Source organism: Cryobacterium sp. TS_SC_7 (assembly GCF_056156285.1).
Genome location: NZ_CM149589.1, coordinates 2638463 through 2653020, shown reverse-complemented (window position 1 = coordinate 2653020; position 14558 = coordinate 2638463). Strand labels below are relative to the sequence as shown.

General features: G+C 66.7%; 11 protein-coding genes and 1 pseudogene. 4 read left to right on the top strand and 8 right to left on the bottom strand.

Annotation, left to right across the window (positions count from 1 at the left end; genetic code table 11):
• The first annotated feature begins 205 nt into the window (after nucleotides 1–205).
• The gene (locus AC0J5J_RS12225; protein ID WP_474898230.1) at nucleotides 206–691 is read left to right on the top strand and encodes a VanZ family protein; all 486 of its coding nucleotides are present in this window, start codon (nucleotides 206–208) and stop codon (nucleotides 689–691) included.
• A gap of 203 nt (nucleotides 692–894) precedes the next feature.
• Here AC0J5J_RS12225 and AC0J5J_RS12220 read toward each other — a convergent pair whose 3' ends face one another.
• Complete coding sequence (locus AC0J5J_RS12220; RefSeq protein ID WP_474898228.1) at nucleotides 895–2022, bottom strand: LCP family protein; 1128 nt, start codon at nucleotides 2020–2022, stop codon at nucleotides 895–897.
• A gap of 156 nt (nucleotides 2023–2178) precedes the next feature.
• Here AC0J5J_RS12220 and galU point away from each other — a divergent pair, with 156 nt between their 5' ends.
• Nucleotides 2179–3195, top strand: coding sequence for a UTP--glucose-1-phosphate uridylyltransferase GalU (galU, locus tag AC0J5J_RS12215; protein WP_474898226.1), 1017 nt, complete (start codon nucleotides 2179–2181; stop codon nucleotides 3193–3195).
• 37 nt (nucleotides 3196–3232) lie between these two features.
• On the opposite strand, the gene AC0J5J_RS12210 is transcribed toward galU, so the two are convergent.
• The 4 genes from AC0J5J_RS12210 to AC0J5J_RS12195 all read right to left on the bottom strand — a co-directional run bounded on the left by AC0J5J_RS12210 (nucleotide 3233) and on the right by AC0J5J_RS12195 (nucleotide 9396).
• Nucleotides 3233–4015, bottom strand: a complete 783-nt coding sequence (locus tag AC0J5J_RS12210; protein WP_134424482.1) for an HAD-IIB family hydrolase — start codon at nucleotides 4013–4015, stop codon at nucleotides 3233–3235.
• Between the two features lie 640 nt (nucleotides 4016–4655).
• Nucleotides 4656–6929 carry a HelD family protein gene (locus AC0J5J_RS12205; protein ID WP_474898224.1) on the bottom strand — a complete coding sequence of 758 codons (2274 nt, stop codon included), beginning with the start codon at nucleotides 6927–6929 and terminating at the stop codon, nucleotides 4656–4658.
• A gap of 110 nt (nucleotides 6930–7039) precedes the next feature.
• Nucleotides 7040–8086, bottom strand: a complete 1047-nt coding sequence (locus tag AC0J5J_RS12200) for an LCP family protein (protein ID WP_474898222.1) — start codon at nucleotides 8084–8086, stop codon at nucleotides 7040–7042.
• Nucleotides 8083–9396: a UDP-glucose dehydrogenase family protein gene (locus AC0J5J_RS12195; protein WP_474898220.1), complete on the bottom strand. Its 1314-nt coding sequence runs from the start codon at nucleotides 9394–9396 to the stop codon at nucleotides 8083–8085. The genes AC0J5J_RS12200 and AC0J5J_RS12195 overlap by 4 nt, the downstream gene beginning before the upstream one ends.
• A 116-nt stretch (nucleotides 9397–9512) precedes the next feature.
• Here AC0J5J_RS12195 and AC0J5J_RS12190 point away from each other — a divergent pair, with 116 nt between their 5' ends.
• Entirely contained in the window at nucleotides 9513–9659 is a 147-nt protein-coding gene (locus tag AC0J5J_RS12190) for a hypothetical protein (RefSeq protein WP_158251972.1), read from the top strand.
• 14 nt (nucleotides 9660–9673) lie between these two features.
• Here the strand turns inward: AC0J5J_RS12190 and AC0J5J_RS12185 are convergent, their stop codons facing one another.
• Nucleotides 9674–11539, bottom strand: a complete 1866-nt coding sequence (locus tag AC0J5J_RS12185) for a DUF4012 domain-containing protein (RefSeq protein ID WP_474898219.1) — start codon at nucleotides 11537–11539, stop codon at nucleotides 9674–9676.
• 194 nt (nucleotides 11540–11733) lie between these two features.
• On the opposite strand from AC0J5J_RS12185, the gene AC0J5J_RS12180 reads away from it, so the two are divergent.
• Nucleotides 11734–12291, top strand: coding sequence for an acyltransferase (locus AC0J5J_RS12180; protein WP_474898217.1), 558 nt, complete (start codon nucleotides 11734–11736; stop codon nucleotides 12289–12291).
• 868 nt (nucleotides 12292–13159) lie between these two features.
• On the opposite strand, the pseudogene AC0J5J_RS12175 reads toward AC0J5J_RS12180, so the two are convergent.
• Both AC0J5J_RS12175 and AC0J5J_RS12170 read right to left on the bottom strand, forming a co-directional pair.
• Nucleotides 13160–13314: pseudogene (locus tag AC0J5J_RS12175) on the bottom strand (IS110 family transposase); the annotation flags it as partial.
• A 34-nt stretch (nucleotides 13315–13348) separates the two neighbouring features.
• Nucleotides 13349–14512 (bottom strand): lipopolysaccharide biosynthesis protein, encoded by a 1164-nt coding sequence (locus AC0J5J_RS12170; RefSeq protein WP_474898215.1) that lies wholly within the window; start codon nucleotides 14510–14512, stop codon nucleotides 13349–13351.
• Nucleotides 14513–14558 lie beyond the last annotated feature (46 nt).

Here is a 14558-nt window from a genome sequence, read left to right as displayed (position 1 = left end):
CGTCCGAAACGGGAACAGTTGCTGAGGCATCCGTCTGGGCGGTGGGTGCGCGAGCCGCGACCGCGAACGGATGCCCGGACTCGGGCGGTCGGGAGCCAGGCACCTCGCCCGCGCGGGCGGACGCGTCTAGGGTGGTGAGGTCGTCAGTGTTGCGGTCGGGTCCCGGCGCCGTCGGTTCACCGACTGCGCAGTGTGGGAGGGAGACATGACCGATTCGAGTCGCACTCCCCCGCCGACGCGGACCGGTCCGGCCGTGCGGGATGGATCCGCGCGAACTCGGCTTCGCCGCTGGGCGCCCCGGCTCATGCTGGTTTACCTGACCGCGCTGGTGCTGATCGCGTTCTGGCCGGCGCCGGTCGACCGGGACTCCTACGCCGCGCTGCTGTCGGTCATCGACTGGCTGCAGGAGCGCGGTGCTCCCGGCTGGCTGCGCTACAGCCTGGCCGAATTCGCCGCCAATGTTCTGCTGTTCGTTCCGGTCGGCCTCTTCGTCATGATGCTGACCGGGGCGCGCGGATGGTGGCTGGCCGTGCTGACGGGTTTCGCGGCGAGCTGCACCATCGAGCTCGCGCAGCTGATCTTCCTGCCGGCCCGCTACGCCACCCTGTCCGATGTGATCGCGAACACCATCGGGGCGGCCGTCGGCGCCGGGATCGGGCTGGTTCTGCTGCGCGGCGACCGCGCGCGCTGACGCCTTACCCCCACGGCGCGTGCATAACTCCTGCAAATTGTGACGGATGTGCCCCATTCAGCCCCAAAACAGCCCTCCGGCGGCAATTTGCAGGAGTTATGCCAGGGGAGCTCGGGCAGCCACCCGCGGAGCAGCCGCCCGCCGCTACCCCAGGGGCTGCAGCAGGGGGCACCACTACCCGAGGAAGGGCACCGGACCCACCGCTACCCGAGGGTCTGCAGCTCGGGACGGTAGCCGGCGAGCGTGTCGGTCTGGAAGCCCTCCCGCACGGCGGCGAGGCCGTCCCAGTCCACGTTCACGATGGACTGGCCGTCGCCCGACGTTCCCGTGCCGTCGGTCGGCATCGTGAAGAAGGTGACCTGCGGCTGCCGCACCTCACGCAGTTGCCAGGCCAGAGCGGTCAGGTAGGCGGAGTCGAAGCCCTCGTCCACGGCCAGGAACGGCGTGACCGTCTCCAGCAGACCCGACGTCTTCACCGGGTCGGTCAGCACAGACTTGTGCATCGCCGCCGACAGCAGGCCGCTGATGATGAGCTGCTGGTTGCGCACCCGCTGAAAGTCACCGTCCTGGAACGCATACCGCTCCCGCGCAAACGCGATCGCCTGGGCGCCGGTCAGATGCTGCCCGCCCGCACCGAAGTAGTGCCCCTTGAGATGGGACGAGTCGAAGCCGATCGGGTTGTTGATGTCGACGCCGCCGAGGGCATCCGTTGCCTGTTCGAACCCGGAGAAATCGACCACGGCCACATGATCGATGCGGGTGCCCAGCAGGTTCTCCACGGTCTGCACGGCCAGCGGCACGCCACCCCACGACAGCGCGGCGTTGATCTTCGCCTGCCCGTGCCCGGGCACCTCGACCCAGCTGTCGCGCAGGATCGACATGACGAAGAGGTTCTTGCGATCGGCCGGCACGTGCACCACCATCATGGTGTCCGAACGCTCGCCACGGATGTCGGCGAGGTTCTTTCCGGTGGCACCGCGGGTGTCCGATCCGAGCAGGAGGATGTTCTGCGGCTGCCCGGCGGGAACCGCGCCCGGGTCCGCGGCCGGGTCGGCGGAGGCAGAGGCGGAGGCAGGGGCATCCGTTGCGGTGTCGGCCGGCGCCCCCGACGGGCGGGAGGCCTCCTCGGGGAAGGCGTTCGGGATCTTCTCGGTTCCGTTGTCGAAGGCGCGGGTGAGGCTGAATGCGTAGATGCCGCCCGTGGCGACGGCGCCGATCAGCACCGTTCCGAGCACCGCCAGGGCGATGCGCCACGGGTGTCGTTTGCGCGGGGCCTCGCCGGCCGGGCCGAACGTTTTCGGGCGCGGGGAATCCTGGGTTTCGTGCGGCATACGGGTTGCCTCCTGTGGCCGCTCGAGCGAACGGTGCCGACACCCTAGCCCGGCTCTGCACCGGGAGATATACCGATCGAGGAAACAATCCGGGCCGGCACGGAAAGGGCGCCGGGCGCTATACGGCGGCATGCCTTGACCCCTACTGTGAGTCTCATGAGCACCGTGATCACGAAAGCCGTCATTCCCGCGGCAGGTCTGGGAACCCGTTTTCTTCCGGCCACGAAGGCCATGCCGAAGGAGATGCTGCCGGTCGTCGACAAGCCGGCGATCCAGTACGTTGTGGAGGAGGCGGCCGCGGCCGGTCTGACCGACATCGTGATGGTCACCGGGCGGCACAAGAACGCCCTCGAGAACCACTTCGACCGCATGACGGAACTCGAGTCGCTGCTCGAGATCAAGGGTGACCACGACCGGCTGGCGAAGGTGCGCCACCCGACTCGGCTCGCCGACATCCACTATCTGCGGCAGGGCGATCCGCTCGGACTCGGCCACGCGGTTCTGCGCGCACGGATGCACGTGGGCAACCAGCCGTTCGCGGTGCTGCTCGGCGACGACCTGATCGACGTGCGCGACGAGCTGTTGACCCGGATGATGGCGGAGCAGGGCAAGCGCAACGCCAGCATCGTGGCGCTGCTGGAGGTCGATCCGTCGCAGATCCACCTCTACGGCGCCGCCGCGGTGGAGGCCACCGACGACCCCGATGTGGTGCGGGTGACGGGGCTGGTCGAGAAACCGAGCACCGAGGATGCCCCGTCGAACCTGGCCATCATCGGCCGTTACGTGCTGCGCCCCGAGGTGTTCGACGTGCTCGAGCGCACCCTGCCGGGCAAGGGCAACGAGATCCAGCTCACCGACGCCCTGCAGGAGATGGCGGTGACCCCGGAGACCACCGGCGGGGTCTACGGGGTCATCTTCCGCGGCCGTCGTTACGACACGGGCGACCGCCTCGACTACATCAAGGCCATCGTGCAGCTCGCGGTTGAACGCGAGGATCTCGGCCCCGACCTCCGGGCGTGGCTGCACGCGTTCGTCGCCTCGCACGTGGAGCCGGCCGCGGTCGGGGCGGCCGCGGTCGGGGCGGCCGCGGTCGGGGCGGCCGCGGTCGGGGCAGTCGCCGCCGGGGCAGTCGCCGCCGGGGCAGTCGCCGCCGGGGCAGTCGCCGCCGGCTGAGCTGCGGGCTCAGCCGGCCGGCGCGGGTGAGGGGCGCTTAGGGGCGCGCGGCGGCATCCGTCAGTTGGGGCAGAAGCGTTTCGAGGAACGCGGCGGTGTCTTCCCAACCCTCCACGGCGACGCATTCGACGCCGAGCACCTTGACCGGGTAGTCGTTGCCGTTCTCGTCGAGGCGGTCCCCGACGAAGAGCATCTCGTCGAGGGGCACGCCGGTGAGGGTGGCCAGCTTGAGCATGCCGTAGGCCTTGTCGATGCCCTGCCGGGTGATGTCGACCGAGGTCGACCCGCCCGAGCGCACCTCAAGGTCGGGCAGCAGCACCTGCACCGCTTCGCGGAGGGTGTTCTTCTTCTCGCCGGACGGGTCCCAAGCGGACTTGGCCACGACCGGGGCACCCTGGCCGAGGGCCGAAAAGGTGATCTGCGAGCCGCGGTCCTCGAGGATCGGGCCCCAGGTCTCGGCCTCCCAGTAGCCGAGGTCGCGGGCGGCAGCCTCGACGGCGGCGAGGGCGCGCGCCTTCTCGTCGTCGTTGAGGTACTCGGCGTAGATCTGGTTCCAGGCGCCCTCGGAGTGGCGGTAGTACTGGGTTCCGCAGGTGGGCATGAGGTGCAGGCGCGCGAGGTCGTCGTCGGTCGCCGTGTCGAGGTTGTCGATCAGCTGCATGTGGAACTGGGCGATCTGACCGCCGGAGATCACGCACACGTCGACGACGCCGAGCAGTCTCACCATGAGTTCGGCCATGCGCGGATCGAGGGGGGACTTAGAGGCCGCGAGCGTGTCGTCGAGGTCGAAGGCAACCAGGCGGGGAAGTGTCGTCGTCATGTGAGGTGTGGTTTCTTTGTGATGACTCTCGGCCGTGCTCGTGGCCCGGAGCTTGACGTCACCCATGCGCGACGCCCGTGAAAAGTGTACAGCGGGGGGTTGGGGGTGGGTCGGGGCCGGCATGCGGCATCCGTTGTGACGCAACTTCGGAGAATTTCGGGACACGCCGCGATTCGTGGCGGGCCGAACGGCGTGTTGCGAAAATCTCCGCAGTTAGCGCGGGGGCACGGATGCCGCGGGCGGGTTGGGAGGATGGCTCGCCGGGTTTCGACAGGCTCAACCAGCGGGGGGCGGTAAGCGGTGGGGTGGTGAATCGGGCGGGAACGGGGCCGGCACGCGGCATCCGTTGTGACGCAACTTCGGAGAATTTCGGGACACGCCGCGACTCGTGGCGGGCCGAACGGCGTGTTGCGAAAATCTCCGCAGTTAGCGCGGGGCACGGATGCCGCGGGCCGGGTTTGGAGGATGGCTCGCCGGGTTTCGACGGGCTCAACCACCGGGTTTCGACAAGCTCAACCACCGGGTTTCGACAGGCTCAACCACCGGGTTTCGACAAGCTCAACCACCGGGTTTCGACAGGCTCAACCACCGGGTTTCGACAGGCTCAACCACCGGGAGGGGCTCAACCAGCGGGAGGGGGTCAACCGGCGAGGCCGGCGGGAAGCGGGCCCGTCGCCACGAGGTACAGGCGCTGCGTGGGACGCGTCATGGCGACGTACAGCGCACCCGCACCGCGCGAGGACGCGGCGACGATGCCGGCCGGATCCACGACGATGGCGGCGTCGAACTCCAGCCCCTTCGCGTCGTGCGGGGTGAGCACCGCCACCTCGGCCAGGAGGCCGGCAGCTCCGACCCCGACAATCGAGGGCCCGAACGCAGCCGACAGCGAAGCAACAACGTCGGCCAGCGCGGGCTCCAGCACGATCACTGCGACGGTGCCGCCGAGGCCCAGCGCACGTTCCCGCCGAACGGCCGAAACGACATCCGGAAGCGTCGAGATCGGCCACTCACTCGCCCGCACCGACCGGGCCGGGGTGATCGGCAGGTCGTGCGCCACGGCCATCGACTCCGCGGCCGACGCGATCTGGCTGGGGGTGCGGTAGTTCACGGTGAGCTCCTCCAGCCGCCAGCGATCAGCCTCCTGCGACCCGGAGAGCAGCGGCTCGAGGGCGTCGCGCCAGTTGGACGCAGCCGCAGCCGACGCCGCCTGGGCGATGTCGCCCACGATGGTGAACGAGCGCAGCGGGCCACGCCGCAGCACCAGCCGCCACTGCATCGGTGAGAGTTCCTGCGCCTCGTCGACCACGACGTGCCCGTAGGTCCAGGTGCGGTCGAGGGCGGCGCGCTCGGCCGTGGTGGCCCGGTCGCCCAGCTCGGCGAAGTTGTCGGCGAGCGCCTTCGCGTTCACCAGCCCCTTCACCTCCATGTTCGAGATGGCCAGCTCCGCGTTCTCCACGTCGCGCTTGCGCTGCTCCTTCTGCTCGCGCTTCTGGGCGGCGTCGACCACGTTGTACTCCCCCAGGTGCTCGGCGGCCTCGTCGAGCAGCGGCACATCCGAGATCGTGAACTCGGCACCCCGTGCTCGGTGCAGCAGCGCGCGCTGCGCGGGCGTCCAGGTGGGGGTGAGCTGCGCCAGCCACTGCGGGCGGGCGTAGAGGTCTTGCACGAGCTTCTCGGGGGTGAGCGGCAGCCAGGCGGTGTTCAGGGCCACGCGCACGTCGTCGGCGAGGCGCAGGTCTTCGCGCAGCATGGGCAGGTCGGTGTCGTCCATCGACCGGCCCTGAGCCTTCAACTGTGTAAGCCACTCCCGGGACAAAGCGGCGAGCGCGTTCTTCACGAACGTCACCCGGGCCTCGTTGTGCGGCTTGCCGCTGGCCCGCGCCCGGTGAATGGCGGTCTCGATCAGCTGCGGCTTCAAAGTGATCCGGTCACCGTTCACGACCAGCACCTGCGCCGCCGCCGGCACCCGCTGCCGCGAGCGCACGGCCCGCGAAATCAGCCGGGCCATCGAGGTCTGGCCCTTGATCGCGGCGACGGCCGGGGCATCCTCTCGCGTCGCCTCGATGCCGGGGTACAGCTGGCCCACGGATGCGAGCACCACCCCGGTCTCCCCCAGCGACGGCAGCACCGCCTCGATGTAGTTCAGGAAGGACTCCGACGGCCCCACGATGAGCACACCCGAGTTCTTCAGCCGATCCCGATGCGTATATAAAAGGTACGCCGCACGGTGCAGGGCCACGGCCGTCTTGCCGGTGCCCGGCCCGCCCTGCACGACGAGCACGCCCTTCAGGTCTGAACGGATGATGCGGTCCTGCTCGGCCTGGATCGTCGAGACGATATCGCTCATATGCCCGGTGCGCTGGGCGGTGAGCGCGGCCAGCAGTGCGCCCTCGCCCTGGTGCACTGTTGCCGAATCACCCTCGAGCAGCGCGGCGTCGAGGATCTCGTCCTCGATGCGCACGATGTCGCGGCCCTTCGACAGCAGGTGCCGGCGGGCGCGGGCGCCGAGCGGCGTGGCGGCGGTGGCCTGGTAGAAGGCGCTGGCCTGCGGCACCCGCCAGTCCAGCAGCAGGGGCTGCAGGTCTTCGTCGCGCAGCCCCAGTCGGCCGATGTAGCGGTAGACGGAGGCAGGGTCAGAGGCAGAGTCAGAGTCAGACGAAGCAGAGTCGGCAGGGTCGGCGGCCACTTCGAGCCGGCCGAACGCCAGCCGGTCGTCGACCTCGCGCAGCTGCACGATGCGGTCTTCGTAGAGCCGCGCGAACGTGTCGCGTTCGGACCGGGACTGGTGGTTGCCGCCCACGTCGAGACGCCGCACGGCCACGAGCTGCTGCTCGGCCTCCTGCTGCAACGCGTCGAGACGCGCATACAGGTTCGCGACATACTGCTGTTCCCGCTGAAGCTCCTGGTCGACCACGCGCACACCCCTTGAAATCCGAGCTTCAAGTTTACTCGGCTCGAGCAGGGCCGCCCGACAGGCTCTTCGTCGTTGCCCGCGCCTAAGCGACCTGCGCGGGCAACGGGCCGCTATTCGATCGTCTGCACCTCGGGCTGGTAGGCGTCGAGGGTGTCCGTCTGGAACCCCTGCTGCACGAGCTTGAGCTTCTCCTGGTCGATCACGACGATCGACTGGCCGTCGGGCGAGGTGCCGGTGCCCGTCGTCGGCAGGGTGAAGAACGTGACGTCGCCCACGCGCACGTCGCGCAGCTGCACGGCCAGCCCGGCCACGTAGGCGGAGTTCAGCCCGTCGTCAACGGCGAGGTAGGGGGCGATCGCCCCGACCAGTTCGCTGATCCGGGCAGGGTTGGTGAGGGTTTCCGCTGTCAGCGACTTGCCCAGCACGGCCTTGATGAAGGCCTGCTGGTTGCGGGCCCGCTGAAAGTCGCCGTCCGCGAAGGCATACCGCTCCCGCACAAACGCCAGCGCCTCCGTGCCGTTCAAACGTTGGGGTCCCTCGTCGAAGTAGCGCCCCTTCATCGCAGACGACTCGAAGCCGACCGGGTTGTCGATGTCGACGCCGCCCAGGGCATCCGTGATGCCCTTGAACCCGGTGAAGTCGACGATGGCCACATGGTCGATGCGCGCACCCAGCAGACCCTCGATGGTCTGCACGGCCAGGGGAACCCCGCCGTAGCTCATGGCGGCGTTGATCTTGGCCTCGCCCTCACCCGGAATGTCGACCCAGCTGTCACGCATGATCGACATGACATAGATGTTCTCGCGGTTCTCCGGCACGTGCACCACCATGATGGTGTCCGAGCGCTGGCCGGTGAGGTCGGTGATCGACCCGTCGTTCGCCCCGCGGGTGTCCGAGCCGAGCAGCAGGATGTTCTGCCCGGTCGCCCCATCACCGGTCGCCCCTTCACCGGTCGCCGCCGGCGGCCGCGACGCCTCGTCGGGGAACACGTCGGGGATCTTCACGGTCTGACTGTCGAAGGTGTTGCTGAGCGTCCAGGCGTAGACGCCCGCGACCCCGCCCACGAGCAGAACGACGGCGGCGATGGCGATCAGCGCGATGCGCCACCCGCGGCGTTTCCGCCGGGGCGCCGGTGCGCCAGACGACTCGGCGGTCACGGTCGCCCCAGCCCCAGGTAGGTCCAGCCGGCGGCGCGCCAGGCTGCGGCATCGAGGGTGTTGCGGCCGTCGATGATGATCGGCACGCGCACGAGCGCGGCCGCCCAGACCGGGTCGATCTGCTTGAACTCGGCCCATTCGGTGACCAGCACCACCGCGTCGGCGGCCCGCAGGGTCTCCTCGATGCTGGTCGAATAGGTGAGCTGCGGATGCCGCAACCGCGAGTTCTCAATCCCCTGCGGGTCGGTGGCCATCACGTCGGCGCCGAGGCCCCGCAGTTGCACGGCCACGTCGAGGGCCGGCGAGTCCCGCACGTCGTCGGAGTGCGGCTTGAAGCTGAGTCCGAGCACGGCCACCTTGGCCGTGTAAACGGGCTTGTCCAGGGCCTGCAGGGTCATCGCGACCACCCGTTGCCGCTGGCGCATGTTGATCGCGTCGACCTCCTTCAGAAAGGAGACCGACTCGCCCCGGCCCAGTTCCTCGGCGCGGGCCGTGAAGGCACGGATGTCCTTGGGCAGGCAGCCGCCGCCGAACCCGACGCCCGCGTTCAGAAAGCGGCGGCCGATGCGGTTGTCGAACCCGATGGCGTCGGCCAGCTCGGTGATGTTCGCCCCGGAGACGTCGGCGATCTCGCTCATGGCGTTGATGAAGCTGATCTTGGTGGCCAGGAACGCGTTCGCGGCGACCTTGACGAGCTCCGCTGTGGCGTAGTCGGTCACGATCAGCGGCGTCTCCGCGGCCATCGCGGACGCGTAGACCTCGTTCAGCAGCGCGGTGGCATGCTCGCCGGCCGCGCCGGCCGGCACCCCGTAGACCAGGCGGTCGGGGCTGATGGTGTCTGTCACGGCGAAGCCCTCGCGCAGAAACTCGGGGTTCCAGGCCAGGGTGGCCCCACTGCCGGATGCCTCGATCACGCCGGCCAGGCGGGCGGCGGTGCCGACCGGCACCGTGCTCTTGCCCACGACCAGGTCACCGGCGGCAAGGTGGGGCAGCAGCGACTGCACGGCCGCGTCGACGTAGCTGAGATCGGCGGCGTGGCTGCCCGCCTTCTGCGGAGTGCCGACGCCGACGAAATGCACCTGCGCGCCCGCGGCATCCGCAATGTCGGTGCTGAAGCGGAGCCGACCCGAGGCCATGGCCGAGGTGAGAATCTCGGGCAGGCCGGGCTCGTAGAACGGCGGTGTGCCCGCGGCCAGCTGGTCGATCTTTCTGGCATCGATATCGATGCCCACCACGTCGTGGCCCAACTCGGCCATCGCCGAGGCGTGCACGGCCCCGAGGTAGCCACAGCCGATTACGGATAGTTTCATATCGTCTTCTCCACCCCTGAAGCCTAGCCTCGGGCATCCGGCGAGTCGGCCCAACCCCCTCCTTGGGGGGCGGAAAACCGCGAGTCTGGTGTCAGCGCAGCACTACAGTGAAAATTGTGACTAAAATCCGGCCCGAGCAGATGGGCCACAAGGCATTATTGCGACGAGGTCGCAGCACCAAAGGGCTGCAGTACGCCTTTCTGGCCGTCGCTGCGGTCTCCGCCGGCGTCATCGGCTACGCCGCCTTCGCCATCGGCCTGTAGCCCCGCAGCCCCGACTACCCCGCCGCGACGGTCGCGCAGTCGAGGGGCAGATCCGAGATCGTCGTGGGGTTCACCATCGGGGTGACCTCGGCCTCGAGCGCCTTCGTGCCGGTTGCGGCCGCGACCACGTCGAGTGTGATCTTCGACGTGGCGCCGGGTTCCATGCTCACGATCAGCTTCGCCACCGGGTAGTCGGTGTCGTGGAACGATTCGAGCTGCACGGGAGCGCCGTCAACCGTCGCGCCCACGATCTGCGAACCGGGCGGGGCGTAGACCATGACGATCATGCGCTGCACGCCCGGCTCAAGCTTCTCCCGCACGAACGTGCCCAGAATCGAGGGGCTGACGGATGTCGCCGCATCGGCCGGCAGGTCGTTGGTGAGGTCGATGCCGACGCGGTACGACGCCTTCCCATCGGCCCGGCATGCAGCCTGACCGAGGCTCACGGACTGTTTCAGGTAGTAGTTCATCTTCGAGCCGACGTTCTCTTGAAAGTAGACCCCGACCCGATCCGTCGTTTCGGTGCTCTTCGGCAGGGAGCCATCCACCCCGAGTGACTCGAAGATGGCTTCCTCTTCCTGCCTTGGGCTCCACATCAGCACCCGGTGCTCGCTCGCGGCCTGGGTGAGGGCTGTCATCAGCTGGTTAGGATCGACGCCGCCGCCCAGAAGCTGATCAAAAGTCTTCTCGACGATTTCCGCATAAAGGACGTCCTGCGCAGCGTTGTCGGCGACAGCGTCCGCGCTAGTGTTTCCGGACCAGAAGCGCATGTAGACCCCGTTGAGCAGGAGCGGCACCAGAGTCTCGCTCGTGAGTACGTCTCCGGTCGACAAAGGAATGGGAGGGGTTCCCCGAAGCAGATAACTCAGCGCAACTGGATCAACCGAGATGACGCCATCGATATCGGTGCCGAACTGTTGCTTCCACATTTCTTGGGTCACGGTAGCTGCACTCTCGAAACTGGGCCGCACCGTGAGGTTCGACATCGCTCGACCGAACTCCGAGCCATACAGCGCCTCTACCCCCTCCGGAAAAGGAATCACGGATTCCTGGTAGTAAGCGAAGTTCCCGAATCCCGCCGGCACGGCGTCGCCCAGCGTGACGCGGCCTTTATCCAGCGTCAACAGGGCAAACGAAAGCGAGGTGCCTCCGAGAGCCCGTGCTTCAGCGTTGTTCTGGAACACGATGACGTAGTTGCGTGGGGCCTCCCCACCGAGAGCATCGGGAAGAGCGTCCACTACCTGACTTGCCGACGCCAACGATGGAGTGATGCCCCCCAGGAAACCGCGAAATTCGTTCACGGCTGCGGCGACCTGACCGACCGTTCTGCTGGTGTCGAGGTCGCTGACCCGCTTGTCCGCTGCGGCAAACACCGTGCTGGCCTGGCTCAGGGCTTGTCCCGCTGCAGCGATCGGCTCAAGGTCGATGGCACCGTCGGTAGGCTTCAATGCCGCCGGGTTCAACGTCGCTGCGGTCGCAGCCAACGGGACGGCCGCGCCGCCAACCACGTCATCGGCGACATCGGCCAGGTTTCGCACGGCTGCGAGATTAGCCCCTAAGAACGGAACGAACTCCGCGGCGCGCCACACCGGGTCGGCCGTCAGATCGCGGGCGCGGGCAGTGTGCCCCGCCATGATTTCTACCGATGCCGAGACCGCGGCCGAGTCTCCTGCAAGCAGCTGAGTCTTGATCGTGGAGGCCAGCGGCAGTGCCGCTTCCAGTTCGGACTTCGCCTGTAGCCCCCGACTCCCAACCCAGGCGCCTGCAACCATGACAACACCGACGACGACGGCCGCCCAGAACCACCAACGACGGTGGAGCGGGGGCTTGCGGCGCTTCACGGGCCTTCGGGCGCCCGAGCGGTTTCCTGTTTCATTCACTGGGCTATTGAATCAGGTCGAGGCCTCACTCAAAACCACAAGCATGGTGGGCTCCGCCTGCCAGTCCTACGCCAAGCACGGCCATTGCAGAGTCGGGCAGAAAATACACGCCATGTGACCCTCGTGGAGAAACGAGGCCACGGGGCCAGGGGCCACGTGACAATCATCGGCAACGGGTTCGATAGTGTGGCCGAATGAGGTCACCAGTTGCACGAGGGCTCCGCGGGATTCACCACTATGGGAGGCGAATTGCGTCGAGCCTTCGAGTTGTGTCTTTGAGGATGAGATATCCCAACTTGGTGGTCCACCGCCCTGTTCATATCGGCCCAGGCTGCGACATCCAAGTCCAGGGCGATGGAAATCTGCTCATCTGGGGCTGCTACGTGGCGCGGGGCGTAACACTAATTGCAGGCCCTGGGGCTAGCCTCACGATCCGGTCCGACTTCATTGGCCCATACTCAACCGTTGTCGCACGCAAGTCGGTGACAATTGGCGCTGGGTCGAAGCTTGCCGAGAATGTTGTTGTACGCGATGGGAACCATGACCACAGCGTCCCCCTGCGCGCGATGAAGTTCACTGAGGCACCCATCGTGATTGGCGCAGATGTGTGGCTCGCCGCGGGGAGTACCATCCTTGCTGGGGTGACGGTTGGTGACGGTTCAACGGTGGCTGCTGGTGCAGTCGTGACAAGAGACGTTGCTCCGCTCACCACAGTCGCTGGCGTACCCGCCCGCCCGATGCTTCCCAGGTAGCCCCAACCGCCGGGTTGCTGCCCGAGGTTCCAGTTGCCGGGTCAACCGGGCACGAGGGCGGCCTTTATGTCCATCCCACCAGGCCAGCACCTCAAACGCTTCCACGCTCAAGGGGAACAAAGGATTAGCGGGCCCGCGCACCGAAGGAAGCACTTGAAGACAACAGCACAACGCCCGGTCCTCGGCCGCACACCCTGCAAGCAAGCTTCTAGACTGCAAAAAATGACTGGACTCATCACCTGCGGTGCCGGATACACCGGATCCCACGCCGCTCGCTTGTGCCCCCTGCTGAAAAATCCGCGGAACTTCGCGCTGCTAACCAGCACTACTTCAACGTAGTAAAATTGCAGTTGGCCCGAACTAGACGTCACAGTCCTGCCAAACCACGTGCCGATGGTTCTTGAGCGCACCTCGGCCACCCCTTTGTTGTTTTTTTGAGTGAACCACAACACACCAGACGGCGCTTGCATTGGCGACGTTATTCACGTGCTCGATCTGGCCGAGGTGGGCCTTGTCGCGGTCGAAAGCCTCTCGTATGGAGACTCTTGCCGCGATATATTCAACGTCGGCACGGGCCAAGGGCGCTCCGTACGCGACATGGGCGTCGCTGCACTGAGCGAGTCAGGAGCGAGCCTTAACCGAGTAGGTGCGCACGTCGCGCGGGAGAACCTGCCACTGTGCTCAGTCGATTGCCAACGCAATCGGTGGCTGGCCCGGCTCGATCTCGTAGAAATCGTTACATCTTGGGGATCCCGCCAAGTACTGACAGGCCAACTCAAACCAATCGCCCCAATCGCCCCAATCGCCCGCAGCATCCTGACATCAAAACGCACGACTGGGTGGAGCTCGAGCCCTCTAATGCCAGGCCCGGGGGCCGAGGGCGGCAAGAAACCGATAGGAACCGTATCCGCTTGCGGGTCTGTTCCTTCGGCCAGACGGCTGATCACCGCGTATGGAGCTGCCAGCACGCCTGCTCACCGGGGCGCTACCTGCGTAGGCCGCGAGGTGGCCGACGCTCGCGAAGACCTCCCGAGGTGAAGGGTCAAGACCAAGCCTGTCACGCCAGTCGCCGGCGGAGCTCAGCACTGGCAGCAACCGCAGTTCCAGCGAAGACTGCAATGCGTGCGAGTGCGCAACCCATAGCTCCCCCCCAGAGGGAGGCGAAACAATAGGCGGGCACCGAAACAAGGACCACGATTATCCCGATTCGAGATGCAACCTTGGGCCACTCCCCGCCAATCAGCCCTCTGCTGGAGATCACGAGGAGTGAATAGAAGAGTTCCGATAGGAGCAACACCGAAAGCAGGACGGGCGCGTCTTCATATGCTTCATCGAACACAATCGGCACCGCCCACGCACTCAGAATTACAACCACCAAACCGCCGATGACGGACGCCACAATCGTCAGCTTCTGCATGCGAAGAACGGTCTGCCAGGTCCCGCCCTCTGCGACGTGCTGGGTCGCAATCTGCCCGACTGCGGTCGGAACCAAGCGAAGAACCTCAGCCAGTGTTGCTGCGAGCGCGTAGACCGCAACAACCGAGGGGGACACAAACGCACCTAAGACTAGGCGGTCCGCTCTGGACATAATGACGATTCCCAAAGGCAGGCCCAACGACCGCGCACCATGGGCTGCGAGCTTGACCATCTCTCGAATTCGACTACCTGCCCAGTTGACTGCTCCTGCTCGAGTCGCGGCCACAACCGCAAAGATCAAAACGCCCGCTGAAGCCCCTGCCTGCCCCAGCGTGAGCCCGGCCGCCGTCGGCGCGAAAAGACTCGTTGTAGCCATACCCACTAGACCCGCAACAGCCCCAACCGACGCCCACGCCGACCCGGCCGCATACTGATTGAGAGCGAATCGAGCCTCCGAGATCAACGGTTGCGCGACCTGCACAGCGGTTGAAACGGCACAAGCTGCAATCAGCGTCGGACTCGCAAGTGTCGGACTGGAAATGAGTGACATCGCCCAGCATGACGCCGCGCCGGCAGCAGCAGCGACGACAACGAGGAGCACCGAAGTGAGCGTGTACGTCGCCGCGAGGGTGTGCCCGGCCGCACCGATCTGACGCGGCCGTCGACTCCTGTAAACATTGCCGATGCCAGCTCCCCCTATGAGGCCGACTATCGAAGCGATTGTAATTGCGATGACCATCAGGCCTCGCTCTTCGACAGGCAACCACAGGGTTGAAAGGACCGCAGCCGCTGCGTTTGCCAGCATTTGAGTCACAGAGCCCGCTAGAAGGGACCCCAGTCGAAGCATAAAG